Genomic DNA, 24,652 nt, shown 5'->3' with positions numbered 1-24,652 from the left:
AAGCGGGCCCTAAGGCGGTTGCGGGAACCCTGACGGGCCTCCTGCGCACTCCAGGTTAACAGTTCGTCACCCGGTCCGGCCGGAAAGCGTCGGGGCGGATTCGGTCCGGGGCGGCTCGACCGGCGGGGATGCGACCGCCCGGCGGCGGAACAGCAGCAGCATCAGCCAGCCCGCGACCAGTCCCCAGAACGCGCCACCCACCCCGAGCAGGCTCACCCCGGAGGCGGTGACCACGAACGTCACCACTGCTGCCTCCCGCGCGTCCGGCTGGGCGACCGCCGCCGTGACGGCCCCGGCGAGCGCGCCGAGCAGGGCGAGCCCGGCGACGGCCTCGACCAGCACCGGCGGGGAGAGCAGCACCAGGGCAGTGGCCGCGCCGGCGCCCAGGCCCAGCAGTGCCAGGCCGATCCCGGCGGTGACCGAGGCGATCCAGCGCCGCTCCGGGTCCGGGTGGGCGTCCGGGCCGGCGGCCAGGGCGGCGGTGATCGCGGCCAGGTTCACCGCGTGCCCGCCCGCCGGGGCGCCGAGGGCGGTGGCGAGGCCTGTCACCCGCAACGCCGAGCCCAGCGGGGCCCGGTAGCCGTACCCGGCGAGCACCGCGGTTCCGGGCACGTTCTGGGCGGCCATGGTGACCAGGAACAGCGGCAGCGCGAGCCCGACGACTGCGGGCAGCGTCCAGGACGGCGCGGTGAACGCGACGACCGGTGCGACGTCCAGCCGGGCCGGCCCGGAGGTGGTCAGGGCGATCGCGACCACCGCCACGGCGAGCGCGCCCGGTACCGCCCAGCGGCGGGCGAACCGGTGCAGCAGCAGCCAGACCAGCACCACCGGCCCGGCGAGCCGGGGCACCTCGACCAGGGCGCGTACCGGGGCCGTACACAGCGGCAGCAGCACCCCGGCGAGCATGGCGGAGGCGATCGGGGCGGGGATCGCGGCGACCGCACGGCCGAGCGCGGGGATCAGCCCGGCCGCGATGATCAGCAGCCCGGCGAGCAGGAAGGCGCCGACCGCTGCGGGCCAGCCGCCGGCGACCGGTCCGGTGGCCACGAGCAGCGCCGCACCCGGCGTGGACCAGGCGATCGACAGCGGCAGCCGGTGCCGCAGGCCGAGCCAGACCGCGCAGGCGCCGCTGGCGACGCAGAGCGCGAGCAGGCCGGAGGCGGCCTGGTCCGGATCGGCGCCGACCGCGCGCAGCCCGGCCAGGACGACTGTGAACGAGCTGGCGAAGCCGACCAGAGCGGTCACCACGCCGGCCAGGACGGGCTGGAGCCGACCGCCCATGCTCTCCTCCTCCGACCGTTCCGTTTACGGAACGGCACGGTGTAGCACGATAGCCCCCATGACAGCCGCCGCACCAGCCGATGACCGGGGCGCCCGGGAGGTCGGCAGGCGCATCCGCTCGCTCCGCACCGAGCGGGGCATCTCCCTGTCCGAGCTGGCCCGCCTCGCGGGCGTCGGCAAGGCCACGCTCTCCGGCCTGGAGAACGGCGTGCGCAATCCCCGGCTGGAGACGCTGTACGCGATCACCGCGCAGCTCGGCGTACCGCTGACCGCCGTGCTCGCCACGCCCGACCAGGCGCCGACCCTGCGCGGGGCCGCGGTGGGAGGCACGCTGCTGGAGGTCTTCAGCGACCGGGAGGCGACCTACGAGCTGTACCGGATGTGGGTCACCCCGGGTCCGGCGCAGCTCTCCCCCGCCCACTCCAGCGGCGTGACCGAACACGTGACGGTCTTCTCCGGCGTGCTCCGCGCCGGCCCGGCCGACGCCCCGCTGACCGCCGGCCCCGGGGGTTACCTGCGGTGGACCTCCGACGTGCCGCACACCTACGCGGCGGTGGGCGAGGAGGAGGTTCATGCGAGCCTCCTGCTGCGCTATCCTCGTCCGTCCACACCGGACAGTTGACGCATACCCAGGATGCAAGCTGATGACATTTCTTTCAGCAGACCCGCCAGCGCGTGCAGACGCGGACCCGTTCTTCTTGGCAAGCTTGTCGTCATGACGCTCATCCTCCGCTCGGCCATCCTCAACGACGTCGGCCTCGTCCGGACCAACAACGAGGACTCCGCCCTCGCCGGTGACCGCCTCGTGGCGGTGGCCGACGGCATGGGCGGGCTCCCCGCCGGCGAGGTGGCCAGCGAGATCGTCATCCGGATCCTGGACGAGCTGACGCCGCCCACCGGCGCCGACGAGGCCGCCGACGCGCTGCGCGCCGTCGTCAGCACCGCGAACCAGCGCATCCGCGCGGCCATCACGGTGGACCCGGCCCGCGACGGCATGGGTACGACGCTCACCGCCGCCCTGCTCGCCGGGGACACCCTGGTCCTGGCCCAGGTCGGCGACTCCCGCTGCTACCTGCTGCGCGACCACGAGCTGACCCAGCTCACCCGCGACGACACGTTCGTCCAGGCGCTCGTCGACCAGGGGGCGCTCTCCCGCGACCAGGCCCGGCACCACCCGCAGCGCTCGCTCGTCACCCGCGCGGTGCAGGGCTCCGACGCGCCGCCCGCCGTCGGCGCGCTCACCGTCTTCCCCGGCGACCGGCTGCTGCTGTGCAGCGACGGCCTCTCCGACTACGTGGAGGACGCCGCCATCGCGGCGGCACTCGCCACCTACGGGGACCGCCAGCAGTGCGGCGAGCAACTGGTGAAACTGGCCCACCAGGCCGGCGCGCCGGACAACGTGACTGTGGTCATCTCGGACGTCACCGAGGCGTGAGCGGGCGCCCTTTCCGGTTGCGGACCACGGCGGGTGCGGTTGGGATGAACGGATGCACATTCGCCGGCTGGCCGCCGATGAACGACTGACCACCAGCTTCCCGCTCCAGGCGTACGCGTTCGAGGCCTCGCCGATGGGCGCCACCCGGACCGACCAGTTCCGCGCGTACCTGCCGTACAACGCCGGGAACACGACGCTGGTGGCCGAGGAGGACGGGGTCACCGCGGCGGCCGTGTCGGCGATACCGATGCGGCAGAACCTGCGCGGCGCGGTGCTGCCGATGGCCGGTGTCGCGGGCGTGGCCACCCATCCGCTGGCCCGCCGGCGCGGGCACGTCCGCACGCTCATGCAGCAGCTCCTCGACGGCGTGCGCGACGAGGGCCACCAGCTCACCGCGCTGCACCCGTTCCGCGCCTCGTTCTACGAGCGCTTCGGCTACATCGGGCTGCCCCGGCGGCGTACCGCGGTCTTCGACCCGGCGGACCTGGCGCCGCTGCTGCGCGCCGAGCTGCCGGACGAGCTGGTCTGGGAGCGGATCGGCGCGGGGTATGCGCGGTGGCGCGCGTACACCGAGCGGTGCCTGCGCGAACGCCACGGCTTCGCCGTCTTCCCGGACTTCCGGGCGGTCGGGCTGCGCGACCGGGACGACCGCTGGCTGGTCAGCGTGGTGCGCGGCGGCGAGACGGTCGGCGCTGTCACCTACCGCATCGACGACCACGCCGGCACGCTGTTCGCCGACGACCTGCTGGTCGACGACGCGTACGCCCGCGCGTCGGTGCTCCAGTTCTTCGCCCGGCACGTCGACCAGGTGGCCCGGATCAGCGTCCAGGTGACCCCCGACGAACTGCCCGAGCTGTGGCTCACCGACCTCGACGTGCAGGTGGAGGCGCGGGTCGCCCGGCCCGACCCGACCGCGCCGATGGCCCGCCTGCTCAGCCTGGACGCGCTCGCCGAGCAGCCGGTCGGGGTCGGCCGGGTACTGATCGAGGTAGTAGGCGACCGCTGGCTCGCCGGTCGCCACCTGCTCGACGGCACCACGGGCAAGCTCGCGGTGCTGCCCGCGCAGACCGCCGCCGAGGGCAGCGTGCCGACCGCGCGGCTCACCGCCGCCGGGCTGTCCGCCCTGGCGTACGGGGTGCTCGACCCGGCCGAGGTGGTCGTACGCGGGCTGGGCGAGGTGCCGGTGGACGCGGCCGGTGAGCTGCGCCGCCTCTTCCCCCGGGAACTGCCGCACCTGTTCGCCGACTTCTGACCCGGTTGACGGCGCACGCCCCGGGGTAGGGTCCAGCGCGTGCCGGAGTGGCTGGAAGCGGGATTCTGGGGCCTGCTCGCCGGGTCGGCCCTGCTGATCGGGGCGGCCGTCGGGTTCTTCGCGCGCGTACCGCGCCGGGTGACCGCCTCGGTGATGGCGTTCGGGGCGGGCGTGCTGCTGTCCGCCGTCTCGTTCGAGTTGATCGACGAGGCGCACAAGCAAGGTGGGCTGCTGCCGGTGGCGATCGGCGCCGCGGCCGGTGCACTGCTGTACACCGCGGCGAACGTGCTGCTGGCCCGGCACGGCGCGCGGCACCGCAAGCGCTCCGGCGACGAGCAGCCCTCCGAGCGGGAACAGCCCGGCTCGGGTACGGCCATAGCGGTCGGCGCGCTGCTCGACGGCGTACCCGAATCGGTGGTGATCGGCGCGAGCCTGCTGGCCGGCGGCCCGGTCAGCCTGGTCACCGTCATCGCGGTGTTCCTCAGCAACGTGCCGGAAGGTCTGTCCAGCGCGGCGGGCATGCGGCAGGCCGGACGCACCCGGCGTTACGTGTTCGGGCTGTGGACGGCCATCGCGTTGATCTCCGGCGCGGCGTCGCTGGCCGGGTACACGCTGCTCGGCGGCGCGCCCCCCGAGGTGCTGGCGACGATCACCGCGCTCGCCGCGGGCGCGATCCTGGCGATGATCACCGACACCATGGTCCCGGAGGCGTTCGCGGACGCGCACCTGCTGGTCGGGCTGATCACCGTGCTCGGTTTCCTGGTCGCGTTCGCACTCTCGCACGCCTGACCGTCCCGCTCGGTGCTGCCGGCTGCGGCTGCGGCTTAGCGGCGGGTTAAGGATCGGCTGTGGAGTCGTGCCGGGGCGGCCGGTCCTCCTAGCATCGGGCGGTGCGCGTGAAGTCGGCTGTCACTCTGCTCGCCCTCGCCCTGACGACGGCGATGCTCCCTGCCTGCGGTGACGATCCGGCCCCCGCGCCCGCCGCCGGCGTCGCCGGCTCGTCGGCCGGTCCGGCAGCCGCCCCGGCGGCCTCCCCGAGCGGGCGTTCGGGTCTCGGCAGCGCCCGGCCGAGCCCCAGCCCTGCCACCGTCACGTTCCGCGCCGGCAACCCGAACGGCCGGGCCGCCGTACCGGCCGAGGCGCGTCCGGTGGACACCTCGCGCCCGACCCGTACCGTCGGCAGCGGCACCCCGGCGAGCTGCACCTCGGAGGCGGTGGTGAAGGCCGTCGCGGCTGGCGGCGTCATCACGTTCGACTGCGGGCCGGCGCCGGTCACCATCACCATGAAGGCCACCGCGAAGGTGGTGAACTCGCACGGCCCGCGCGTCGTACTGGACGGCGGCGGCACTGTCACGCTGAGCGGCGGCGGCAAGCGCCGGATCCTCTACATGAACACGTGCGACGAGGCGCAGGGCTGGACCACCTCGCACTGCCAGAACCAGGACCACCCCCGGCTCACCGTGCAGAACCTGACGTTCGCCGACGGGGACGCCACCGGCGAGCGGACCGAGGGCGGTGGGGGCGGCGCCATCTTCGTGCGCGGCGGGCGGTTCACCGTGATCAACTCACGGTTCGTCGGCAACCGCTGTGACCGCACCGGCCCGGACCTCGGAGGCGCCGCGCTGCGGGTGCTGAGCCAGTTCGAGAACAAACCGGTGTACGTGGTGAGCAGCACCTTCACCGGCGGGGTGTGCGCCAACGGCGGGGCGTTGAGCAGTATCGGCGTCTCCTGGACGGTGTTGAACAGCGTCTTCCGCGACAACCGTGCGGTCGGTACGGGAGCGAACCCGGCCCGGGGCGGCACGCCGGGTGGCGGTAGCGGCGGCGCGATCTACTGCGACGGCAACGAGTTCGCGGTACGGATCGCCGGCACGGTGATCGAGGACAACAGCGCGAACGAGGGCGGCGGCGCGATCTTCTTCGTCAGCAACAACCGCACCGGCACCTTGAAGATCGACAGCAGCACCCTGCGGCGCAACCCCAGCCGAGGCTTCGAGACAAAGGGCCACCCCGGCATCTTCTTCCTGGGCGCCCAGATCTCCTGACCGCCCTGCCCACTCCTGCCCGACCCCGTCCCGGCCCGCCCCGGCCCGCCCCGTCCCGCCCCGTCCCGTCCCGTCCCGTCCCGTCCCGTCCCGTCCCGCCGATCATGAAGTTGACGGCCTCCCCGTCGGCGTGTCGCGCCGTCAACCTCATGATCGACGCCTGACCGGCCGGCTCGCGGACGCCGCCCTCGCCCGGCCTCGTCGATCATGAAGTTGACGGTTCCGTTGTCGGCGTGTCGCCCCGCCAACTTCATGATCACCGGCCAACTCCCGACCCGACGGCACCCGCCCCGCCCGCCTCACCTCGCGCCTGCCCTCTCAACTCCGTGATCAAGGAGTTTGCGTCCTAGTTGATCTCTACGCGTGACACAAACTCCTTGATCGACAGGGCGAGGCAGGGCGGGGCGGGGTGACGGCGAGACGGGGCGCGGGCACGCCAGAGCCGGGCCGGGCCGGGGCTGGAGCCGGATTGGACAGGTGGCGGGCAGGGGCAGCGGCGAAGGGCGGGGTCAGTAGGGGTTGGGGTGGCCCGGGAGTTGGCCTCTGGTCAGGGCTGCGGGCCGCCCCGGAAGCGCCGGGTCCGGGGACAGCGGCGGGGAGCCGGTCCCGGCACGAGTGGCCATGCCGGCGAACAGCTCCTTCAGCGCGGTCACCGTGTCGATGCTCGGGCTCCACCCGAGTTCGGTCTCGGCGCGGTGGCTGGACATCAGCGGCACGTTCAGCGCCAGATCGACCCACCCGGTGTCGACCGGTTGAAGCCGCGCCCGCCAGGTCACCGCCGCCGCGGCCCGCAGCACCGGCACCGCCACCGGCAGCGTCCAGCCGTGGAAGTGCCGGGCCACCAGCTCCGGCGTCAGCACCGGGTCGGCCGCCACGTTGAAGGCGCCGCTCGCATCACCCACGACCGCCCGGGCGTACGCGTCCGCGACGTCGTCGGCATGCACCGCCTGCATCCGGAGTCGCCGGTTCGACGGCACCAGCGGAATCCGGCCGTACCGCAGCAGGCGCACCGGCACCAGTGGGCCGAGGAAGTACCGGCTGATCTCCGTACCGGCCTCCCGCTGGAAGATCAGTCCCGGCCGCAGCCGTACGACGCGCAGCTTCGGGTGCTCCCGCTGCACGCCGTCGAGTAGTGCCTCCACCTCCGCCTTGTCCCGGCTGTACGACGACGTCTCCACACCGGTCGCCGGCCAGTTCTCGCTGACCGGCTGGTTCTTCGGGCCGGGCGCGTAGGTGCCGACAGATGAGGCGTACACCAGGGCCGGAACGCCGACCCGGACGGCGGCCTCGATCACCGCGCGGCTGCCGCCGACGTTGGTCCGGTAGAGCGTGCGGCGGTCGTGGCTGGGCTGGATCTGCCAGGCCAGGTGCACGACCGCCCGCGCCCCGGCGAAGATCCGCACGAGTTGGTCGGCGGCACCGGGTGCGCCGATGTCGCAGGAGTGCCACTCCACGTCGCCGTACGGTTCACCGGCGTCCGGTCCGGGCAACCGGCGGGCCACGCCGACCAGCTCGGTGCCCACCTCCCGCCGCAGCCGGCGCAGCACTGCCGTCCCCACGTTGCCGGTCGCCCCCACGATCACGATGCGCATGACGGGTGCGGTACCCGCTGAACCGGGCAGCAACCGCTCACGGACGGGGGTTCGTCCGCACCCAGCCCCTCTCGCGGTCGCGGCGACCGGCGGTGGCGGCCAGGCAGCGCGGGCAGAGCCAGCCCTCCGGGTCCGCCTCGGTGAGCACGTCGGTGCCGGAGTAGTCGAACGGCACGTGCGGGAAGCGGCGCAGCCGGGTCCGGCTCAGCGGCAGCCCGCACAGCGTCTGGTTCCGGCTCGGCAGCCAGGCGTGCACCTCACCGCCGGGCCGGCGTACGCCGTCGTCGCCCGGCACCTCGCGGGACGCCGCCACGGCGGCGGTGCTCGTGACTCGCATGGTCGCCCAGGTTCCCCGGCCGCCGCCGTTCACGCCTGGCGGCGGCAACCCCTGGGGTACGCGGGCGCAGCGCGTACTCCCGTGGTGGTAGCCCGATCGACGACTCCGGGGCGACGACCGGCGGCGATGCGCGTCCATACGCTGCCGCCGTCACCACTTGCCGCGACCCGAGGGAGTCCCAGAATGTCCATCCGTCACCTGCTCGCCACCACTGTCGTCGGAGAGTTCGCCCCGGCCGCGCACACCTCGCTCGCCGCCGGGGGCATCGGCGGCTCCGGGCGGGCCGGCGCCACTGTCATCGCCCTGGTGGGCCTGACCAGCGTGGTCGTCGGCGGGCTGGCACTCAGCCGCTCTCGCCGGGGGCCGGGCGAGGGGCGGGTTCAGGCCCTGGTGGCTGCTGCGTCCGGGCTGGTCAGCATGGTCCTCAGCGCGTGGCATCTGGCGCTGACCACCGAAGGACTCGGCAGCGGTCAGGGGCGTGCCGGTGCGGTCGCCGGTGTGGCGTTGGGCCTGATCGGGGCGGTGCTGGGCGGGCTGGCGCTGGCCCGTTCCCGTCGCACCGCCTGACCGGCCGCCCTCTTTGTCCCGGCCGCTCGTTCCGCCCGAGTCGCTCGTTCCGTCCCGGCGGCTCGCTCAGGAGGCGGTGAGCCAGCCGGGGACGGTGAGCCCCGACTCGTATGCGAGCACCACCAGCTGGGCCCGGTCCCGTACCCGCGTCTTGGTCATGATCCGGCTGACGTGCGTCTTCGCGGTGGCCGGGCTCAGCACCAGCCGGGCCGCGATCTCGTCGTTGGACAGGCCGGCGGCGACCAGGGCGAGCACCTCCCGCTCCCGCTCGGTGAGCGCGTTCAGCCGGGGGCCCGGGTCCGGATGCCGGGTCCGGGCGGCGAACTCGGCGATCAGCCGGCGCGTGACGGCCGGGGCGATCAACGCGTCGCCCCGCGCCACCACCCGTACGCCGTGGATCAGCTCCGCCGGCTCGGTGTCCTTCACCAGGAAGCCGCTCGCGCCGGCCCGCAACGCGCCGTAGACGTAGTCGTCCAGGTCGAACGTGGTCAGGATGATCACGCGGGCGTCGGTGCCGGCGACGATCTCCCGGGTAGCGGCCAGCCCGTCCAGCAGCGGCATCCGGATGTCCATGAGGACGACGTCCGGCCGCAGTTCCCGCGTCAGCCGTACCGCAGTGGTGCCGTCGGCGGCCTCGCCGACCACCTCGATGCCGTCCTCGCCGTCGAGGATGGAGCGGAAGCCCGCGCGTACCAAGGTCTGGTCGTCGGCGAGCAGCAACCGGATCATGTCGTCTCCCCCTGTGCCGTGCGTGGCGCCGGGATCGGCAGTGGGGCGGGCCGCAGCGGTAGGCGGGCCCGCACCAGGAAGCCGCCGTCCGGGCCTGGCCCGGTGGTGAGCGAGCCGCCCAGCGCCCGGGCCCGCTCGCCCATGCCGAGGATCCCGTTCCCGGGCGGGCCGGCGGGACCGGCGCCGTCGTCCGCCACCTCCACCAGCACCTCGTCGCCGTCCGGCACGACCCGGACCACCGCCGTGGTCGCGCCCGCGTGACGGCTCACGTTGGTGAGCGCCTCCTGGACGATCCGGTACGCGGACAGATCCACCTCCGGCGGGAGCGGCCCGGTCTCCGTCACCTCGGTACGCACAGTCAGCCCGCGCCGCCCGGCCGCCGTGACCAGCTCGTCGAGGCGGTCGAGACCGGGCGCGGGCCGGTTCGGCGTCGTACTCTCCTGCCGGAGCACGCCCAGCGCCGCCCGCAGCTCGCGCAGCGTCTCCCGGCTCGTCTGCTTGATCACGGTGAGTGCCTCCGCCGACCGTTCCGGGTCGGGCCGGTGCAACGCCGCGCTCGCCTGCACACTGATCAGCGAGAGGTGATGGCCGAGCAGGTCGTGCAGCTCGCGGGCGATCCGTAGCCGCTCCTCGGTGGCCCGGTGGCGGGCCTCCTCCTCCTTGCGCTGCTCCGCGGCGAGCACCCGGGCCTGCACCTCGGCGAGATAGGCCCGCCGGTTGCGGGTCACGCCGACGATGACCGCGACGAGCCACCCGGCGTGCAGCAGCGTCGCGCCGTTCCCGCTGACGCCGGTCCGGGTGTAGCTCTCGGCGACGGCGAACGAGACGACAGAGGCCAGGCCGAGCCCCACCGCGACCGCGAGGTACCCCTCGTCGACGACCGTGTACAGCGCCACGACGAACACCAGCATGATCGGCCCGGGCCGGTGCAGCAGAGCCCCGTACGCGGCGACAGCGGCCAGCGCCACCAGCCCCACGGCCACCGGGTGTCGCCGGCGCAGGTAGAGCGCGGCGGACGAGGCCAGGACGACGAGCAGCGCCACGAGTTCGGCGGTGGTGTCGATGCCCTCCGACTGCACGATCAGGCCGAGCAGGGCCACCAGGGCGACGGCAGGCACCACTGCGGCTTCCGCTTTGAGGCCGTGCCGGCGCCAGCTCGACATTGCCGAAGCGTAACGGTCCGCAGACACAGCGGAGGGCCCCGAAGCGGCGTCGTGCCGGTGTCGGGGCGTGGTCGGAGGGTCGATGCGCGACGCACGCCGGGCTGATCGGCTTCGGGTAACCTGTGCCGTGCGGGCCGCTAGCTCAATGGCAGAGCTGTGGACTTTTAATCCATAGGTTCAGGGTTCGAGTCCCTGGCGGCCCACCATTTACCGCCTCTGAGCTGCGGGAACGCTGGGAAGAGATCATCGGGCACAACCAGGGCACAAACTAGCGGGGATCTTGGCTTGCGGGCCCGCCGGGCTGCTCGGCGCAGGAGCTGCCCGACGACCCCTCGCGAACGGTCCCTTTTCGGCAGCCAGTGAACGTAGGTCTCCAGGGTGATCCGCAGGTTGGCGTGCCTCAGCGCCTTCTGCACGTCCTGTGGTTCGAAGCCGTTGCTCATCAGCGTGGTGGCGAAGAAGTGGCGCAGGGAGTGGAAGGTCCCGCCCTTCGGCCAGCCGGCAGCCTCACGTCAGCCCGACCAGAGTTCCGCCCAGTAGCGATCGTTGACGAGCTTTCCCCGGGCCGAGGTGAACAGGAGCACCACCGAGCCCTGCGGCCCCAAACTATAACTGCCGCTTATCGCACCTAGCATCAACGTCCGGTTCCTGATCTCCGCTGGTTGGTGTTTCGCCTCCATCGGCTGCCGGAGAGGCGAGGTCTGTTAGGCCCGAAGATATGAGAGCCGGCCACAGTAGCGAGGATTTCGGCACCTCAACTTGGCCGGCCTCGAGCAGCAGCAGCCGACGAGCTACTGTAGAGAGATTGCGCAGCAGGATCTCGAAGTCGCGAATTTGGTTATCCGAAATCCCACCCCAGTGTGACCATGCCCCGAAGATGGGTTCGGCCCCGTGAAGAACGCCTTCGTGAGCCGTCCGTGACCGGCGATCATAGAATCGGCGCCCGAAGTATTCGGCTTCCTCTGCTGGGAGAACCCTCGTAAGTGCTTGCCGGAAACGCTGGCCACTCCCGGTAACCACCTTGCATTGATCGCAGCGGGGCAGCTTCCCTACTGTCCGGTTGCCGAGCGCTTCGATTACAGCGACGAAGGCCAAAGCTGCATACGACGGATGATCAGGCATCATGAGAAGGCCCTCGTGGTAGTTCACCAGGACATCCTGAAGACCGGCGTCGCTTGCAATTGCATCCCACCGAGAAACGATCCAGTCCGGCGTCTCCATGGTCGTCATCTCGGAGATGTCTTCCATCGAGATCAAATCATCGCGATCCCAGGGCGACTTGACCGGAAGCTCGATCTCATCGCCGCTCGTAGGCTCGGCTTCACCGGCCTCGTTCATATTGATCAATGGGTTGACGGAGCAGCGTTGCACCCAGGATTCTCCGGCGATGGACAGCATCGCGCACAGCAGGCGCAGTCGTCTGGCTGCATCCTCCGCTGCCACGCCCCACGTGTAGCCAGTCGAGGTTCCCCTAACCTTCACGAGACCGGTGCGACAGCTTCTAGCGCTAAAGAGATTGAAGCGCGCGGGCACATTTTCAACGAAGACGTCCGGTGCTGCGTCCAGCTTCAAACTACCGACTTCTCGCGGCGGTACTAGGCGAATGCCCCCGCCGGAGGAATTCGGGTCGGGGCCGATGATTGCCCACCATCCGAATTCCGTGACCGTTCCAATCTGCCCGAGCGCATGCGCCACTGCATCGCGCCACGGTTCGATATCATCGTCGCGCGGCGAATCGCGTCCAATAACGACGCAGATTGGACCTTGATCGACAGGAAACAGCAGCCAGAGCGCGCTTTGTATCCGTGTTCCAGTCGGCTGGCAGATGTACCCGCCAGGGAAGGTGTCGTGTGAAGCCATCTGGTGCCCGGTAGCCCCAGAACTATCCGCTAGTCGCCGGAAGACGAAGTCAATCCACTGGTCGCCGTGCTTCCTTCGGTCGAGGTCGAGGGGCACGCCCGCATTCAGCGGCTCAGCCCACGTGTAGCCGTCCGGCAGTGCGATCACGACCACACGCTCTCACGGGACGCAATGCTCAGCCATCCGATTTTCGGCCACGGCCCATCCAGCCATCACTTATCCAGTCGCCCTCGATCAGGTCGGACCGCCGGCAGCCGCTCATGTCGGGTCTCAGGACGTGCGTGACAGATCAGTCTTGGGACGTGGGTGACACGTCCGGCTAGACGATCTTCAACTTACTTGCGTTGAGTTATCCGAAGGAGCCGTCGTCGCGGTTGGCGAAGGCGGCGCATCCGTCGTGTTCGAAGCGGACCCGTCCGTCGAAATTCGAGGCGGGGTTCGTGCAGGCACCGTAGTCGTGGCCGAGTTCGCCGTCGAGGGGGATCCAGAAGCGGCATCCGCCGCATTGCTCGTCGTACCAGGCTTCTGGGTAGGCCGGGTCGGCGGTGTCGCGGTTGCGCTGTTTGATCCACCGCTGGTGGCAGTGGTTGTTGTGGCCGCGTCGTTGCCGGTCCACGGCTTGACCGGGTGCCATGGGATCAGGGTGCGTCACGAGAGTCGATCGGAGGAGAGATTTTCGGGCGGTAGGACGTCGAGGCGGCGTGTCGTTGCCGGGGCGGCTCCGACTTGCGGACCTTGAATCGTGCGATGGGCTTGGTGGTGGCGCGGCCTGGTCGCCGCCGCCCGCGAGAGCCTGCGCGCACAGCTGAGCAAGGTCAGCGCCGCCGTGCTGGTCAGCCGCAGCGCCGCCCTCACCATCGATCCGACCAGGCTCAACGACCCGGAACAGGCCACCGCTACCGCACTGGCCGGACTCGCCCGACGGGTCACCGCCCTGACCGAGGAGATCACCACCCGCGACCGGCAGCTGGCACCCCTGGTCCGCCAGGCCGCGCCCCGCACCAGCGCCCTGTTCGGCGTCGGCACCGACGTCGCAGCTCAACTGCTCACCACCGCCGGCGACAACCCCGACCGCCTCCGATCAGAAGCAGCACTGGCCCACCTCTGCGGCGCCGCACCCCATCCCCGCCGGCTCCGGACGGGTGCGCCGCCACCGCCTCTACCGAGGAGGCGACCGCGGCGCCAACCACGCCCTACACCCCATCGCCCTCTGCCGCCTGCGCTACGACCCACGCACCCGCGCCTACCAGCAACGACGCATCACCGAAGGCCTCAGCAACCAAGAGATCCTCCGCTGCCTCAAGCGCTACATCGTCCGCGACGTCTACACCGCCCTAAGCGCCGACTTCGCCGCCCTCACCCCTTGACCTCCATAGGAGCATCGGGATGGCAAGGACTGTCGCTGACGGGCTGAATGACTGGCGCGGAGGAGGAGTCCTATTTACACAGCGTCTCGCTCAGGTTCACGAAGGACTAGGTCGGTGGAAGGGGTGTGGCGGGCAAACTCCAACCAGTAGCCGGCAAATTCAGCCGGCGCTAAGACTGTCAAGCGATGCACACCGTCGCCGATCGGCGTCACTTGCACTAGGCGACCGTCACTTTTCGACGTGACACCCACCGGCTGGCTAAAATCGGTTCCCGGTGACAATCGAAGCGCCTCCATTATATTGTGCGCTATGCGCTCTATAGTCGCGCCAAGCAACTCGAACACATCTCCCGATGGATCGAGTCTGTAAGCACACCATTCAGTTACGTCGTCGATTCGCCCCGGAGCCTGAGCCGCTGCAGCAGCCTCAGTCGATCCCTTGTTGGAAATTCCCAGCACATCCTCAAGCGTCCCTTGAGGATGTAACCAGAGGTCCGCATCTCTCCATATGGCCAAAAGCTTCTCCTTTCGGACCAAATGTCCCTCTGCCTCAAGGCTGTCCGCTAACCATCGCCCCCGACTTCTTGGCTCAGCGCCCACTTGAGCCCTATCCGACGCGCGGATGAAGGGTCTTATTATCTCGATGGTCTTAGGTATGTCCGCAGCAAAGTCTTCGATGTAACGCCGCACCACTCCTGGCGACTTGTCGAGCGCCCGCTGGATCTCTGGAGAGAAGCACGCGTCAAGGTCCGCGACCGCCTTGATGTCCAGTCCAATCTTCTGTGAGATTTCATACCATAGAGCTACAGCTCCGCTTCCGCCGCAAGCGATGAAGTCAGTTTGTGCTACCACCTCCTGCGGCTGTGTGCGCTGCAGCGATGCAGTAAGAGCGGCGACGTCGTGTGGTCCCTCAACCAGAACCGGTCTCGGGGAAAATACCAGCTGGCTGATGAGATCGGGATTCTGTTGCAGCGATGCGGTCACCCGATCCGTCTGGACTGGCAAGACGTGATCTGAGATTCGGAGGGGCCGAGAGTTGGGAGCGAAGTACCAGATGGCGGCGAGGTCATCTGCTGATTTCGGTCGCAGAAGACTAGGCTCATGCGTCACTATTATGGCCTGTCGCCCAGTCGTCCGGCACTGCTGCTCCAGCTCGCCGATCCAGATTCTTGCCAAGGAAGGATGAAGATGAAGCTCAGGCTCATCGACAACCAGACAGCGCCAGTCTGATCTATAAACGGCGGTAAGTAGGATAACTAGCTCGCGTAGCCCGTGACCCTCGTCGCGGAGAAGCGAATACTCCATGTCCCCTATTCGAACATAGGGGTCCAGGTATCCGGCATCCTCCCGTAGCTCAATAATCCGTCCCAGTGCTCGGCGAATGAAAGCCGCTACTTTAAGCCATACCTCCGGCTGTTCCCGCAATGCATATAAGTTCTGGGTGGCATAAATTACCCCTGCATAGTCTGCGTGGTTCACGAAGTTGTCGATGTTTTGGCGTTCTTGCCCTCCGAGAGGCACGCCTCTGTAGCCACTTTGTGGCAAAGTGCCCCAACCGTAGTCCGCTGCTTTCATTAGGCCAAGCAGACGGTCGGTTGCCAGTAGTCGTCCACCGTATGCCCGCGTTACGGCGGCAGCAGTCTTCGACTTGCCGGTTCCGTTCCGACCTACGAAGTAGGTAATGGGATGAGTCGCGCCGCCGAAATTGATGTAGACGTCTTCGTTTGGCTTGCTTGGGCCGCCAAAGACTGCCGTTGGCATGAGGCTGATCGTAGGCAAACCATGGGGAGGTGACGTTCCGCCCGGATTTTCCCCGGAAATGATGGGTGGCACAAACCCTCCTGTTCAACCGTTAACGTCGCTGGCGGCTTAGCCGTCCGTACTTCCGATGGGCAGCTTGAGTTGACACGCCTAAATCTTCACCGATCTCCCGCCAAGTCGGTGTTGCTGGCAGTCCCCGCACACTTAGCAGTAGCCCCTCGGCCCCGCCACTTACCTCGGCGGCGATGTTCTCCTCAACCGCTGCTCGGATATCCGCCAAGGCTCGTAGCTTTGATCCTCCGCTGTCCCTGACCACACGATTGGCGAGCCTTTCGATGGCTACCCGTAGCGTCGTTCCCTCAACAGGACGGCCGGGATCAGGCCGGCTGTCTGGTCATCAACATATGTTGACGTGGCGTTGGTCAATCTAACAAACCCGCAGCTCAGACGCCCACGACACTAGCCTCGATGGTCAGTAGCGTTCGGCCGCATGACTAAGCCTGAGAGTGAAGCGCGCGGGTCGCAGGTCTTGCTCAGCCATCGTGCTGCATTGATCCTGGCGCTCGGAGTGTGCTGTGGACTTGCCGTCGGTGCACTGACTTCCCTAGCAGGTGGGCCTGTGCCAGCGGCGGTGATCGCTGCCCTGTTCGCGGCCGGTAGTAGCACCGTTGGCCTCAACAGCTTAATCGGGCCGCGAAAGGCCTTGTGGCCAGGCACGACTCGGGTACGTGAGAGCACCAGACGATGACCGTTGACACCACCCAGCACCGCCAACCCGGCTCCCCACGACGGGGGTTGAGGTCGGAACCAGGGCACGGACGGTAGGCGATGGACTTCCAAGATCGTCGGGCACAAGCCGGGCACGACTGACGCCGACAAGGGCTGTCAACCGCTGCAAGGAAACGAGAATCCCCGTGCAGGTCAGGACACCGATGCGCCCGATCTGAGTTGATCCACAGAACGCCGGAGGGGTTCAGGGTTCGAGTCCCTGGCGGCCCACTCTCCCACAGGTCAGTGGCCCCGACTGGGGTCGCTGTTGCCATTATCGGGGCGGTACCGCAGCGAAGTGCAGCAGTGGACCAACCGCCAGCCCGACCTCCGTGTCGGGGATGCTCTCCGAAGCGGCAGCGGGCCGAACAGCTAGTACTCCAGCCGGGGTTGTTGACCTTGGCTGAGCTGCGGTTCGGTGTGGTGCGGGAACGAGGGCAGCCACCGTCGATCATGGGCGGTTGTGTGGACTGACCATGATGCAGCGGTGGCTGCCGGATACAGGGTAGACGCCCAGCGGTGGCGGGTGTTGTTCGACGACCTGATGCTGACGATCGGGCAGCGTTTCCGCAGGCCAGAGCCTCGCCGTCGGGTGTGTGACTTCGTTCGGGGCTTGCTGGCGCCGTTACCGCGGAAAAACTGCTGGACGATCGCGGAGCATGCCGGTGACGCGGGTCCGGATGGGATGCAGGACCTGCTGACCCGGGTGAAGTGGGACGATGCCGAGGTCCGTGCCGATGTCCGTGAGTTCGTCGGCCACCACCTCGGTGATGCTGAGGCTGTGCTGGTCATCGACGAGACGGGCGATCTGAAGAAGGGCCGGCACACCGTCGGCGTGCAGCGGCAGTATTCGGGCACCGCCGGGAAGATCGAGAACTGTCAGGTGGCCGTGCACCTCGTCTACGCCACCGATGCTGGTCACGCGATGCTCGACACGGCGCTCTACCTCCCCAAATCCTGGTGCGACGACCCTGAGCGCCGCGCCGAGGCCGGCGTCCCTGAGCAGGTGCGGTTCGCGACCAAGCCACAGCTGTCGTCTCGGATGATCACCGCAGCGGTCACCGCCGGGCTGCCGTGTCGATGGGTAGCCGGCGACGAGGCCTACGGCAACGATCCACGCCTGGCAGCCCAGCTCCGACAGCTGCGACTGGGCTACGTCTTGGCCGTGGCCTGCTCTCATCAGGTGACCACCGGCCTTGGCGTCTACCGCGCTGACGCCCTCGCCGCCGGTCTTCCCGCCACCGCCTGGCAGCGGCTCTCCGCGGGTCGAGGCGCGAAAGGCTACCGCTACTACGACTGGTCCTTCACCGCACTGCCACACGCCGCCGACGCCCACGGCGGGCACCACTGGCTGCTGATCCGCCGCAACCGCCGCACCGGTGAGCTGGCCTTCTACCGCTGCTGGGCATCCGAGACCGTCCCGCTACGCAGCCTCGTCCTGGTGGCCGGCCGCCGCTGGAAGATCGAAGAGTCGTTCCAAGCCGCGAAGACCGGACTCGGCCTGGACCAGCACCAGAACCGCCGCTGGACGTCCTGGCACCGCTGGACCACCCTGGCGATCCTCGCCCACGCCTTCCTCGCCGCCGCGACCACCCACCGCAGCCGTCCCGACCCGGCCGGGCTGATCGCGCTGACCGCCAACGAACTACGCCACCTGTTCAACATCCTGATCATCGAACCCACCCGCCGCCACTGCGACCCACTGCTCTGGTCCGTACGCCGACGCCGTCACCAACAACGAGCCATGACCAGCCACTACGCCCGGCAAGCCCTCACCGAGCCGTGATCACAATCCCCGGCTGGAGTACTAGAGGGTGGGCGATGACGGACGGACCTCTCGTACGCAATTCACGGTTGCTCGGCCTGTTCGTCGAGATCGTTCGAGGGCCCGAAGGGACTCTGCGGGCAGTCGAGACCGCCGGCCGTGGCATCACGGCAGAGGCACGCTGCACACTGACCGTGGTCACAGACAAGATGGCCACCGACTCCGGCAACCCGGCCGAGGCGCGTCAGAGAAGCCTCGCCTGCGCCGACCGACTCGTCGAACTTGGTGCCATCGAAGATGACCTGAGCGAGTTGTGGTCCCGACGCCGGGGAGGCGATCTTGATGAGGCCGCGTTTGAGGCAAGCCTCCTGCGAATAGTCATTCGCCTGGAAGCGTGGCCTCAATCCTGGCCGTGCCTGTCAGCCTGATGAGCAGGGTTCGTACATCCGGCGCGGAGGAAGCGGCGGTGAGTTCCCCCCGCTTTGATGGAGCGGTGGTTACCTGCTGCCGGCTGGCGCAGGGGTGGCGATAGGTGGCTCGGATGGTTGCGTCTGGCGGGTGTGCCAGGCGGTCTCGTACTCGTTCGGGCTGAGGTAGTCCAGTTCCTTCTGGATGCGGCGGGTGTTGTACCAGCCGTCGATGTAGGCGAAGATCGCGTTCTCGGCCTCGTCGCGGGTCCGCCAGCTCGTGCGGTAGACGAGTTCGATCTTCAACGTCGACCAGAAGTTCTCCATCAGCGCGTTGTCGTAGGAGTCGCCGACGGATCCCATCGAGGGCAGGATCCCGTTGTCCTGTAAGCGTTCCGCGAAGCGAAACGACGTGTAGTTCGACCCGCGATCTGAGTGGTGGATCAACTGGCCGTCGCGGACGTCGCGCGACCAGATGCCGTATTCGAGGGCGGCGAGGATCAGGTCGGTGTCGCAGCGGTCGGAGGTCTTCCACCCAACGATCCGGCGGGAGAACGCATCGCGGACCGCAGCCAACCAGAACACGCCCTCACCGCAGGGGATGCGGGTGGCGTCGGCGACCCAGAGCCGGTTCGGCCCGTCGGCGGTGAACTGCCGGTTGACCAGATCCGGCGCCGGCGTGTGCCGGGGATCCTGCTTCGTGGAGCCGCCGCGCCAGCCTCGACGCAGGAACGCGCCCTGCCAGCCCTGCTGCGCCATCAACCGCTCGACCCGCTTACGGCCCACGCGGATGCCGTCACGGCGTAGCTGCCGGTGGACCCGGTCAGCGCCGTAGGTGCGCCCCGATGTCTCCCAGATCTCGTGGATGTTGGAGACCAGACCCAGGTCGACCACGTCGCGGTCGCAGGGCTGCTCGACCTGCTTCACCCACGCGTAGTAGGTCGAGGCGCCGATGTTGAGGACCCGTAGCAGGAGCGCGACCGCGAACTGGTCACGGTGTTCGTGGATGAACCTCATGACCGTCGCCGGGTCGGGTCGAGCTCCGCCGCGAAATACGCGCTCGCGGCCTTCAGGATCTCGTTCGCCCGCCGCAACTCGGCGACCTCCCTGCGCAGCCGGCGGTTCTCCTCCGCCATCTCGCTGGTCGGCCGGTCGTGACGCTCGTCGGCGTCGGCCTCGGCTTGGCGGATCCAGTTCCGCAACGCCTCGTGATGCACACCAAGCTGCTCGGCCAGGCGCCGGATCACCGGCTTCGGATCCGACTCGCGGTACAAACGCACAGCGCGCTGACGTAGCTCATCGGGGTACTTCTTCGGTGCTGCCACGGACAACTTCCTCCCCACGGCCATCAGACCATGATCAAGAAGCTCCATGAAAGCGGGGGTAGCTCACGGTCGGGACCGAGTCGAGTCGTCGGGGCACCGCTCGACAGCGTTCCGGCGCCACCGGTCGGATACTGGCCGAGTGACGGACGAAGTGGCTGGCAGGTCGACGCGGTGGACGATTCATGGTGAGCGGGTCGTGGACGGCAGCCGGCGCTCCCGGTTGAGCATCGCGGACGTGGAGCTTCCGGACGGGGTTCGCTTCGAGCAGTACGTGATCCGGGCACCCCGATCGGCCATGGTTGCCGTGCTCGACGGCCAGGAGCGCCTGCTTCTGATGCGACGGCACCGGTTTGTCTTCGACCGGTGGGTGTGGGAGCTGCCCGGCGGCTACGTCGACGAGGGCGAGGATCCGGCGAAGTGCGCGGTCCGGGAGGTCGAGGAGGAGACCGGGTGGCGTCCCGAGGCAGTCGAGCCGTTGCTGTCGTTTCAGCCGTGGGTGGCGACCGCGGACGCCGAAAACTTGCTGTTCCTTGCCCGGGAGGCGGAGCACATCGGCGCCCCCGTGGACGTCAACGAGACCGAGCGGGTGGCTTGGATTCCGCTGGGGGAGGCGCGACGACTCGTCTCCGAGGGAGAGATCGTTGGTGCCGGCACGGTGATCGCCGTGTTGGAACTGGTGGCGCGCAGGGCTAGGGGTGAGCTGTAGTCAGCGCCGTTGGCCGAGTGCCGCGTCGACCCGGGTGATGAACTGCCGTACTGCTGGCTTGCGGCGGTGAGGTGTCAGACCGGTTTGCAGGTCGCGCACGTAACGGACGGCACGGGCCGACCGTAGCTGTGTGGTCAGGGTGAGGGCTTCCGTGCCGATGGCGCTGGCACGTTCCGGCTCGCCGTGGCGAGCGTGGACGCTGGCCAGCAGGGCGAGGTTGAACGCCTTCCCGCGTACGTAGCGCTCGTCCATCTTCAGGGAGCGAGCCGCGAAGCGTTCAGCTCGACGGTGTTGGCCGAGCGCGTGAAAGCAATGGCCGAACTTGGCCGACAGGTACGCCTCGTCGAAGTAGCCGAGCCATTGCGGGTCGCTGCTGCGGTCCGCGCGGTCCAGGGCTTGCTCTGCTTGGTGAAGCGCGGCGGCGCAGTCACGTTCGTGGAGGGCGACAGCGTGAGCGTGGGCTTCCATGACCAGCGCTTCGGCAGTCAGGACGGTGAGACCGGCGCGCTGTGCCGTTTGCCGGGCGGCGCGGGCGAGGTCGATGCCCGTGGCGGCGTGCCCGAGGTAGGTGGCCTGGTGGCTCATCGCGGCGAGGATCTCGGCGCCCAGCCCGGCGTCGCCGGCCGTTCTGGCCAGGTCCAGGGCCTGAGTGAGGTAGCGCTGCGCGAGGCCGTGTTCGGCCATGTCGTACGCCTGCCAACCGGCGAGTTGGGCCAGTTCGGCAACGGCGATGAGCAGTCTGCGTCCGGTCGCCGGGTCGTACCGGCCCTCGATGACCAGGGGTGTGACCTCGTGGTGCAGAAAGCGGGTGACGTTGTCGCGCGCGTGCCCGCCGCCGTACTGGTTGTCGAGTCGCCGATAGGTGGCGGTCATCTGGCGGATGGTGTCGATGTCGGGTTGACCGACTGCCCGTCGCCCCTCCTGGTCGACGGGCTGCGCCGTGGTGGCGGTGAACCAGCGTAGGGCGGGCAGGGTGTATGCCGTGGAGCTGAACACTGTCTGGCGAAGCATGTCTCGACGGTTCACATCGCCTTCCCATAGCTGCGCGGCCGCCCGGACGTCCTCGCGCCAGGACCGGTTGGCCGGCACGTCACTGTGCCGACCGCGGGAGTGATCCGCCATGGCCGGGCGATATGACCGCGGGCGGGGCGCGAGGCCCAGGGTCATCCGGGCGTCGTCGGGCATGCCACAACCGGTGGCGATCCGTTCCAGCACGTCGATCGAGGTCACCCGTCGGCCGGCGATGATGCGGCTGACGTAGCCCTGCTCAAGGCCGACGGCCGCACCTATGCGGGTTTGGCTTGCACCCGTGTGCCGGGCGAGCAGCCGGAACAGTGCGCCTATGTCACGGCTCGCCAAGGCGGTGTGCACGTCCTCTCGCGACCAGAGGTCATCAGGTATCCGGAGATTCCCTAGCAGCACAACGGCTCCCAGCGTTGTCGGGCGACTACCCAAGGTGCTCAGCCCGGAGCCTACGGTCGGCGCACCAGCAGGTCGAATGTGCTCATGTCACCGTGACATGACCTCTCGACATGGTCGCCGAAGCTCAGTCAACGGAACCGTGTCCGGCATGGACTTCGATGCCGACGACCCGAATGGCGTGCCGGAATGGGACGCCGTCTCCGGCCCTGAGCGGGCAGGCTCGTGACGACGCGTGGCCACCTGGACCAGTTCTTCCGGTGGCTGCTCCGGCAACCCAAGCCCCAACCACCGCCCCGGAGAGGGCAGCAGTACCAGGACGCCGAGTACGTGGCGGCTCGCCAGCGGTTACTCGACCACGCAGCGCAGCTACGGCGATCCCAGGACGACCGAGGGCCGGCGCCGGACGTCCCGACGAAGCAGCGGTGAGCCGGATGGCCATCGGCGGGCGCGGCCGGATGCCTCCGAGCAGGCGGCACGTCTCGTACGAGGAGTACCTGATCGCGACGGCCCTCACTTTCGCCCGGAGGCATCGGCCGGTCTGGTGCTGGCGCAAATGGCGGCGGATCTGCCGCTGCGGAGCCGACCTGCCGTGTTGTGCCCGGCACCGAATTCCCATCAATCGTGGCTACTGGCCGGGAGAGGACCCGCAGTGAAGGACGACCAGGAGCAGGCGATCCTGGCCGTGCATGTCCGAGGCTTCGACGGCATGTGCACCGGCTGCCGCGCCTGGTGGTCGCGGCTGACTCCGTACCCGTGCTGGCAGGTTGAGTGGGCGACCAGCCGGCAGGCACGGACGATCACCGCTCGTTTCCTGGATGGTGTGCGGTGACCACCCACGGTCCGGTGATGCCGGTATGGAGCTGTGGCGGCTGCGACCTGCCCTGGCCTTGCCCTACGCGGAAGCAGGAGCTACGCGCGGAGTTCGCCGGCGCGCCGGTGTCGCTGGCGCTCTACCTCGGCTCCTACCTCATCCAGGCCACCGAGGACATGCCGTGGACGCCGGCCGGGATGCTGCACCGGCGCTTTCTCGGTTGGACGAGAGAAGCCGACCAACCGATGCCAGCAGCACGGCAGCGGCCACCGTCGGCGGAGATCACATCGAGAGCGGTGCCCCCACGCTAACGCTCGTTAGGGTTAGTGTCAGCGACCATGGTGAATACGACTCGCAATCTTGGCCTGGGGCACGGCAGCGCGTTCGGCGAGCGTGGGGTGGCGAAGCGGCTGGGCACATTGAGCCGGCACACATCGCTGACCGGCCGACGATTACTGGAGATCGGCTGCGGGGACGGCACGTACACGATGCGGCTGGTCGGCGCGTTCGAGCAGATCGAGGCCGTGGACATCCAGCAGGATCGGTTGGCGCTGTTCCGGGAGCGGCTGGCTGACTATCCGGCGGCGGCCCAGAAGATCAACGTGCGGGAGTTGTCCGCTACCGAGCTGGACTACCCGGACGAGAGCTTCGACCTGGTCACCGCCATCGAGGTGGTGGAGCACATCGACGACCTCGATGCCGCCCTGCGGCAGGTCCGTCGCGTGCTCGTTCCCGGCGGCTGCTTCGCCCTGACGACGCCCAACCGGTGGTTCCCGTTCGAGACTCATGGGTTCCTGATCCGCGGGAAGCGGTACCGGCCCGCGCGGGGTCCGTTCCTGCCGTGGATCGTGCCGCTGCACCGGCGGCTGGCAGATGCCCGTTGCTTCACCGCCCGCGGCTTGTCCGCGCAGCTCCGGCGGGCCGGGCTGGAGCCGGTAGCGGTGGACTACGTGAACGAGGCGTTCAACGAGGACGGCAGCCGCCGCCAGTCGAACCTGCAGGGCACCGGCAACGACTGGATCGAGGTCGCGTTCCGTACCGCTCGGGCGGCGGATCCGTCGGTGAAGCTCTGCTACAACGACTACAACATCGAGAACTGGTCGTACGGCAAGACGCAGGGCGTCTACAACATGATCCGGGACTTCAAGTCCCGCGGTGTGCCGATCGACTGCGTCGGGTTGCAGACGCACTTCACCGGTGGCAGCTCGCTGCCGGGCAACTTCCAGACCACGCTATCGAGCTTCGCCGCCCTCGGCGTCGACGTGGCGCTGACCGAGGTCGACGTCACCAACTCGTCGACCAGCCAGTACGCGGGTCTGACGCAGGCGTGTCTGAACGTGCCGCGCTGCATCGGCATCACGGTGTGGGGCGTGCGCGACAGCGACTCGTGGCGTTCCAACGAGAACCCGCTGCTGTTCGACGGCGGAGGCAACAAGAAGGCTGCGTACACCTCGGTCCTCAACGTCCTCAACGCCGCGACGCCCAACCCCACGCCGACCGGGACCGCGTCGCCGACCGCCGGACCGACCCCGACCGCCGGGCCGACCACGCCGCCGCCGACCAACGGCGCGAGCCGGATCGTCGGCAACCAGTCCGGCCGGTGCATCGACGTACCCAACTCCTCGCAGAGCAACGGCACCCGGGTGCAGCTCTACGACTGCCACGGCCTGACCAACCAGCGGTGGACGTACACCTCCAGCCGGCAGCTGACCGTGTACGGCTCGATGTGCCTGGACGCCGCCGGTTCCGGCAACGGCTCGGCCGTCCAGATCTACAGCTGCAACGGGCAGACGAACCAGCAGTGGAACGTCAACTCCAACGGCACCATCACCGGAGTCCAGTCCGGCCGCTGCCTCGACGTCTGGGGCACCGGCAACGGCCAGCAGGTGCAGATCTACGACTGCAACGGCCAGGCCAACCAGCGGTTCCAGCTCGTCGCGACGAGCTGACCTCCTCGTACGGAAGGCGCGCGACGGGCGGGCCCGGTGTGGACGCGAACACCGGGCCCGCTCGTCGCGTCTCTGAGCACTAGGCTGGATCGGAGTGTGTGAGGCGGCCGG

General features: G+C 69.0%; 22 protein-coding genes, 1 tRNA gene and 3 pseudogenes. 14 read left to right on the top strand and 12 right to left on the bottom strand.

Features of this window, described 5'->3' with window-relative positions; translation table 11 throughout:
* Positions 1–66: 66 nt before the first annotated feature.
* A complete protein-coding gene (locus MICAU_RS01555; protein WP_013283514.1) occupies positions 67–1,281 on the bottom strand; it encodes a benzoate/H(+) symporter BenE family transporter in 1,215 nt (404 codons plus the stop codon).
* Positions 1,282–1,339: 58 nt separating this feature from the next.
* Between MICAU_RS01555 and MICAU_RS01550 the strand changes: the two genes are divergently transcribed.
* From MICAU_RS01550 to MICAU_RS01530, 5 genes are all read left to right on the top strand, one after another.
* On the top strand, positions 1,340–1,903 hold the full coding sequence (locus MICAU_RS01550; protein ID WP_013283513.1) for a helix-turn-helix domain-containing protein: 564 nt from the start codon (positions 1,340–1,342) through the stop codon (positions 1,901–1,903).
* Between the two features lie 93 nt (positions 1,904–1,996).
* Positions 1,997–2,716 carry a PP2C family protein-serine/threonine phosphatase gene (locus MICAU_RS01545; protein ID WP_013283512.1) on the top strand — a complete coding sequence of 240 codons (720 nt, stop codon included), beginning with the start codon at positions 1,997–1,999 and terminating at the stop codon, positions 2,714–2,716.
* 52 nt (positions 2,717–2,768) lie between these two features.
* Positions 2,769–3,968: a GNAT family N-acetyltransferase gene (locus MICAU_RS01540; RefSeq protein WP_013283511.1), complete on the top strand. Its 1,200-nt coding sequence runs from the start codon at positions 2,769–2,771 to the stop codon at positions 3,966–3,968.
* Positions 3,969–4,007: 39 nt separating this feature from the next.
* Complete coding sequence (locus MICAU_RS01535; protein WP_013283510.1) at positions 4,008–4,757, top strand: ZIP family metal transporter; 750 nt, start codon at positions 4,008–4,010, stop codon at positions 4,755–4,757.
* A gap of 107 nt (positions 4,758–4,864) precedes the next feature.
* On the top strand, positions 4,865–6,013 hold the full coding sequence (locus MICAU_RS01530; RefSeq protein WP_013283509.1) for a hypothetical protein: 1,149 nt from the start codon (positions 4,865–4,867) through the stop codon (positions 6,011–6,013).
* Positions 6,014–6,522: 509 nt separating this feature from the next.
* Here MICAU_RS01530 and MICAU_RS01525 read toward each other — a convergent pair.
* Together MICAU_RS01525 and MICAU_RS01520 are read right to left on the bottom strand one after the other, a co-directional pair.
* The gene (locus MICAU_RS01525) at positions 6,523–7,605 is read right to left on the bottom strand and encodes an NAD-dependent epimerase/dehydratase family protein (protein ID WP_013283508.1); all 1,083 of its coding nucleotides are present in this window, start codon (positions 7,603–7,605) and stop codon (positions 6,523–6,525) included.
* A 37-nt stretch (positions 7,606–7,642) separates the two neighbouring features.
* Positions 7,643–7,942, bottom strand: coding sequence for a hypothetical protein (locus tag MICAU_RS01520; protein ID WP_013283507.1), 300 nt, complete (start codon positions 7,940–7,942; stop codon positions 7,643–7,645).
* Positions 7,943–8,125: 183 nt separating this feature from the next.
* On the opposite strand from MICAU_RS01520, the gene MICAU_RS01515 reads away from it, so the two are divergent.
* A complete protein-coding gene (locus MICAU_RS01515) occupies positions 8,126–8,509 on the top strand; it encodes a DUF6223 family protein (RefSeq protein ID WP_013283506.1) in 384 nt (127 codons plus the stop codon).
* 66 nt (positions 8,510–8,575) lie between these two features.
* On the opposite strand, the gene MICAU_RS01510 is transcribed toward MICAU_RS01515, so the two are convergent.
* Both MICAU_RS01510 and MICAU_RS01505 read right to left on the bottom strand, forming a co-directional pair.
* Entirely contained in the window at positions 8,576–9,238 is a 663-nt protein-coding gene (locus tag MICAU_RS01510) for a response regulator (RefSeq protein ID WP_013283505.1), read from the bottom strand.
* On the bottom strand, positions 9,235–10,401 hold the full coding sequence (locus MICAU_RS01505; protein ID WP_049794799.1) for a sensor histidine kinase: 1,167 nt from the start codon (positions 10,399–10,401) through the stop codon (positions 9,235–9,237). Before MICAU_RS01505 ends, MICAU_RS01510 begins: the two co-directional genes overlap by 4 nt.
* Before the next feature lie 131 nt (positions 10,402–10,532).
* Between MICAU_RS01505 and MICAU_RS01500 the strand changes: the two genes are divergently transcribed.
* Positions 10,533–10,607 (top strand) — tRNA-Lys (locus MICAU_RS01500).
* On the opposite strand, the pseudogene MICAU_RS31650 reads toward MICAU_RS01500, so the two are convergent.
* From MICAU_RS31650 to MICAU_RS01495, 3 genes and pseudogenes are all read right to left on the bottom strand, one after another.
* Positions 10,566–10,874 (bottom strand): annotated as a pseudogene (locus tag MICAU_RS31650) (tyrosine-type recombinase/integrase); the annotation flags it as partial. The gene MICAU_RS01500 and the pseudogene MICAU_RS31650 sit on opposite strands and share 42 nt — an antisense overlap.
* Before the next feature lie 133 nt (positions 10,875–11,007).
* The gene (locus MICAU_RS32325) at positions 11,008–12,408 is read right to left on the bottom strand and encodes a hypothetical protein (protein WP_013283502.1); all 1,401 of its coding nucleotides are present in this window, start codon (positions 12,406–12,408) and stop codon (positions 11,008–11,010) included.
* Positions 12,409–12,610: 202 nt separating this feature from the next.
* Positions 12,611–12,895 (bottom strand): DUF3027 domain-containing protein, encoded by a 285-nt coding sequence (locus tag MICAU_RS01495; protein ID WP_013283501.1) that lies wholly within the window; start codon positions 12,893–12,895, stop codon positions 12,611–12,613.
* A 129-nt stretch (positions 12,896–13,024) separates the two neighbouring features.
* Between MICAU_RS01495 and MICAU_RS33615 the strand changes: the two are divergent.
* Positions 13,025–13,628 (top strand): annotated as a pseudogene (locus MICAU_RS33615) (transposase); the annotation flags it as partial.
* Between the two features lie 74 nt (positions 13,629–13,702).
* Here MICAU_RS33615 and MICAU_RS31640 read toward each other — a convergent pair.
* Positions 13,703–15,388: an ATP-dependent nuclease gene (locus MICAU_RS31640; protein WP_152748379.1), complete on the bottom strand. Its 1,686-nt coding sequence runs from the start codon at positions 15,386–15,388 to the stop codon at positions 13,703–13,705.
* A gap of 1,312 nt (positions 15,389–16,700) precedes the next feature.
* On the opposite strand from MICAU_RS31640, the gene MICAU_RS01485 reads away from it, so the two are divergent.
* Positions 16,701–17,942, top strand: a complete 1,242-nt coding sequence (locus MICAU_RS01485) for an IS701 family transposase (protein ID WP_167545752.1) — start codon at positions 16,701–16,703, stop codon at positions 17,940–17,942.
* Between the two features lie 35 nt (positions 17,943–17,977).
* On the top strand, positions 17,978–18,349 hold the full coding sequence (locus MICAU_RS32320) for a hypothetical protein (protein ID WP_152748290.1): 372 nt from the start codon (positions 17,978–17,980) through the stop codon (positions 18,347–18,349).
* 69 nt (positions 18,350–18,418) lie between these two features.
* Here the strand turns inward: MICAU_RS32320 and MICAU_RS01480 are convergent, their stop codons facing one another.
* The gene (locus tag MICAU_RS01480) at positions 18,419–19,345 is read right to left on the bottom strand and encodes an IS3 family transposase (protein ID WP_013283498.1); all 927 of its coding nucleotides are present in this window, start codon (positions 19,343–19,345) and stop codon (positions 18,419–18,421) included.
* A complete protein-coding gene (locus MICAU_RS01475) occupies positions 19,342–19,701 on the bottom strand; it encodes a transposase (RefSeq protein ID WP_083791297.1) in 360 nt (119 codons plus the stop codon). Before MICAU_RS01475 ends, MICAU_RS01480 begins: the two co-directional genes overlap by 4 nt.
* A 91-nt stretch (positions 19,702–19,792) precedes the next feature.
* On the opposite strand from MICAU_RS01475, the gene MICAU_RS01470 reads away from it, so the two are divergent.
* A complete protein-coding gene (locus tag MICAU_RS01470) occupies positions 19,793–20,359 on the top strand; it encodes an NUDIX hydrolase (protein WP_013283496.1) in 567 nt (188 codons plus the stop codon).
* Here the strand turns inward: MICAU_RS01470 and MICAU_RS01465 are convergent, their stop codons facing one another.
* Positions 20,360–21,781 (bottom strand): helix-turn-helix domain-containing protein, encoded by a 1,422-nt coding sequence (locus tag MICAU_RS01465; protein ID WP_013283495.1) that lies wholly within the window; start codon positions 21,779–21,781, stop codon positions 20,360–20,362.
* Positions 21,782–22,298: 517 nt separating this feature from the next.
* Here MICAU_RS01465 and MICAU_RS33530 point away from each other — a divergent pair.
* The 3 genes and pseudogenes from MICAU_RS33530 to MICAU_RS32975 all read left to right on the top strand — a co-directional run.
* A pseudogene (locus MICAU_RS33530) lies at positions 22,299–22,610 on the top strand (hypothetical protein); the annotation flags it as partial.
* A complete protein-coding gene (locus MICAU_RS33610; protein WP_041798750.1) occupies positions 22,607–22,903 on the top strand; it encodes a hypothetical protein in 297 nt (98 codons plus the stop codon). The pseudogene MICAU_RS33530 and the gene MICAU_RS33610, both read left to right, overlap by 4 nt.
* A gap of 27 nt (positions 22,904–22,930) precedes the next feature.
* Positions 22,931–24,541 (top strand): endo-1,4-beta-xylanase, encoded by a 1,611-nt coding sequence (locus tag MICAU_RS32975; RefSeq protein WP_013283492.1) that lies wholly within the window; start codon positions 22,931–22,933, stop codon positions 24,539–24,541.
* Positions 24,542–24,652 lie beyond the last annotated feature (111 nt).

Origin of the sequence: Micromonospora aurantiaca ATCC 27029 (assembly GCF_000145235.1) — a bacterium.
GTDB lineage: Bacteria > Actinomycetota > Actinomycetes > Mycobacteriales > Micromonosporaceae > Micromonospora > Micromonospora aurantiaca.
This window is presented reverse-complemented; position numbering and strand designations above follow the sequence as displayed.

Excerpts from the sequence above, each read along its gene's own strand:
- MICAU_RS01555 (WP_013283514.1), bottom strand. The coding sequence starts at position 1,281 with ATGGGCGGTCGGCTCCAGCCCGTCCTGGCCGGCGTGGTGACCGCTCTG.
- MICAU_RS01550 (WP_013283513.1), top strand. The coding sequence starts at position 1,340 with ATGACAGCCGCCGCACCAGCCGATGACCGGGGCGCCCGGGAGGTCGGC.
- MICAU_RS01545 (WP_013283512.1), top strand. The coding sequence starts at position 1,997 with ATGACGCTCATCCTCCGCTCGGCCATCCTCAACGACGTCGGCCTCGTC.
- MICAU_RS01540 (WP_013283511.1), top strand. The coding sequence starts at position 2,769 with ATGCACATTCGCCGGCTGGCCGCCGATGAACGACTGACCACCAGCTTC.
- MICAU_RS01525 (WP_013283508.1), bottom strand. The coding sequence starts at position 7,605 with ATGCGCATCGTGATCGTGGGGGCGACCGGCAACGTGGGGACGGCAGTG.
- MICAU_RS01520 (WP_013283507.1), bottom strand. The coding sequence starts at position 7,942 with ATGCGAGTCACGAGCACCGCCGCCGTGGCGGCGTCCCGCGAGGTGCCG.
- MICAU_RS01515 (WP_013283506.1), top strand. The coding sequence starts at position 8,126 with ATGTCCATCCGTCACCTGCTCGCCACCACTGTCGTCGGAGAGTTCGCC.
- MICAU_RS01510 (WP_013283505.1), bottom strand. The coding sequence starts at position 9,238 with ATGATCCGGTTGCTGCTCGCCGACGACCAGACCTTGGTACGCGCGGGC.
- MICAU_RS01505 (WP_049794799.1), bottom strand. The coding sequence starts at position 10,401 with ATGTCGAGCTGGCGCCGGCACGGCCTCAAAGCGGAAGCCGCAGTGGTG.
- MICAU_RS01495 (WP_013283501.1), bottom strand. The coding sequence starts at position 12,895 with ATGGCACCCGGTCAAGCCGTGGACCGGCAACGACGCGGCCACAACAAC.
- MICAU_RS31640 (WP_152748379.1), bottom strand. The coding sequence starts at position 15,388 with ATGCCAACGGCAGTCTTTGGCGGCCCAAGCAAGCCAAACGAAGACGTC.
- MICAU_RS01485 (WP_167545752.1), top strand. The coding sequence starts at position 16,701 with ATGCTGACGATCGGGCAGCGTTTCCGCAGGCCAGAGCCTCGCCGTCGG.
- MICAU_RS32320 (WP_152748290.1), top strand. The coding sequence starts at position 17,978 with ATGACGGACGGACCTCTCGTACGCAATTCACGGTTGCTCGGCCTGTTC.
- MICAU_RS01480 (WP_013283498.1), bottom strand. The coding sequence starts at position 19,345 with ATGAGGTTCATCCACGAACACCGTGACCAGTTCGCGGTCGCGCTCCTG.
- MICAU_RS01475 (WP_083791297.1), bottom strand. The coding sequence starts at position 19,701 with ATGGAGCTTCTTGATCATGGTCTGATGGCCGTGGGGAGGAAGTTGTCC.
- MICAU_RS32975 (WP_013283492.1), top strand. The coding sequence starts at position 22,931 with ATGGTGAATACGACTCGCAATCTTGGCCTGGGGCACGGCAGCGCGTTC.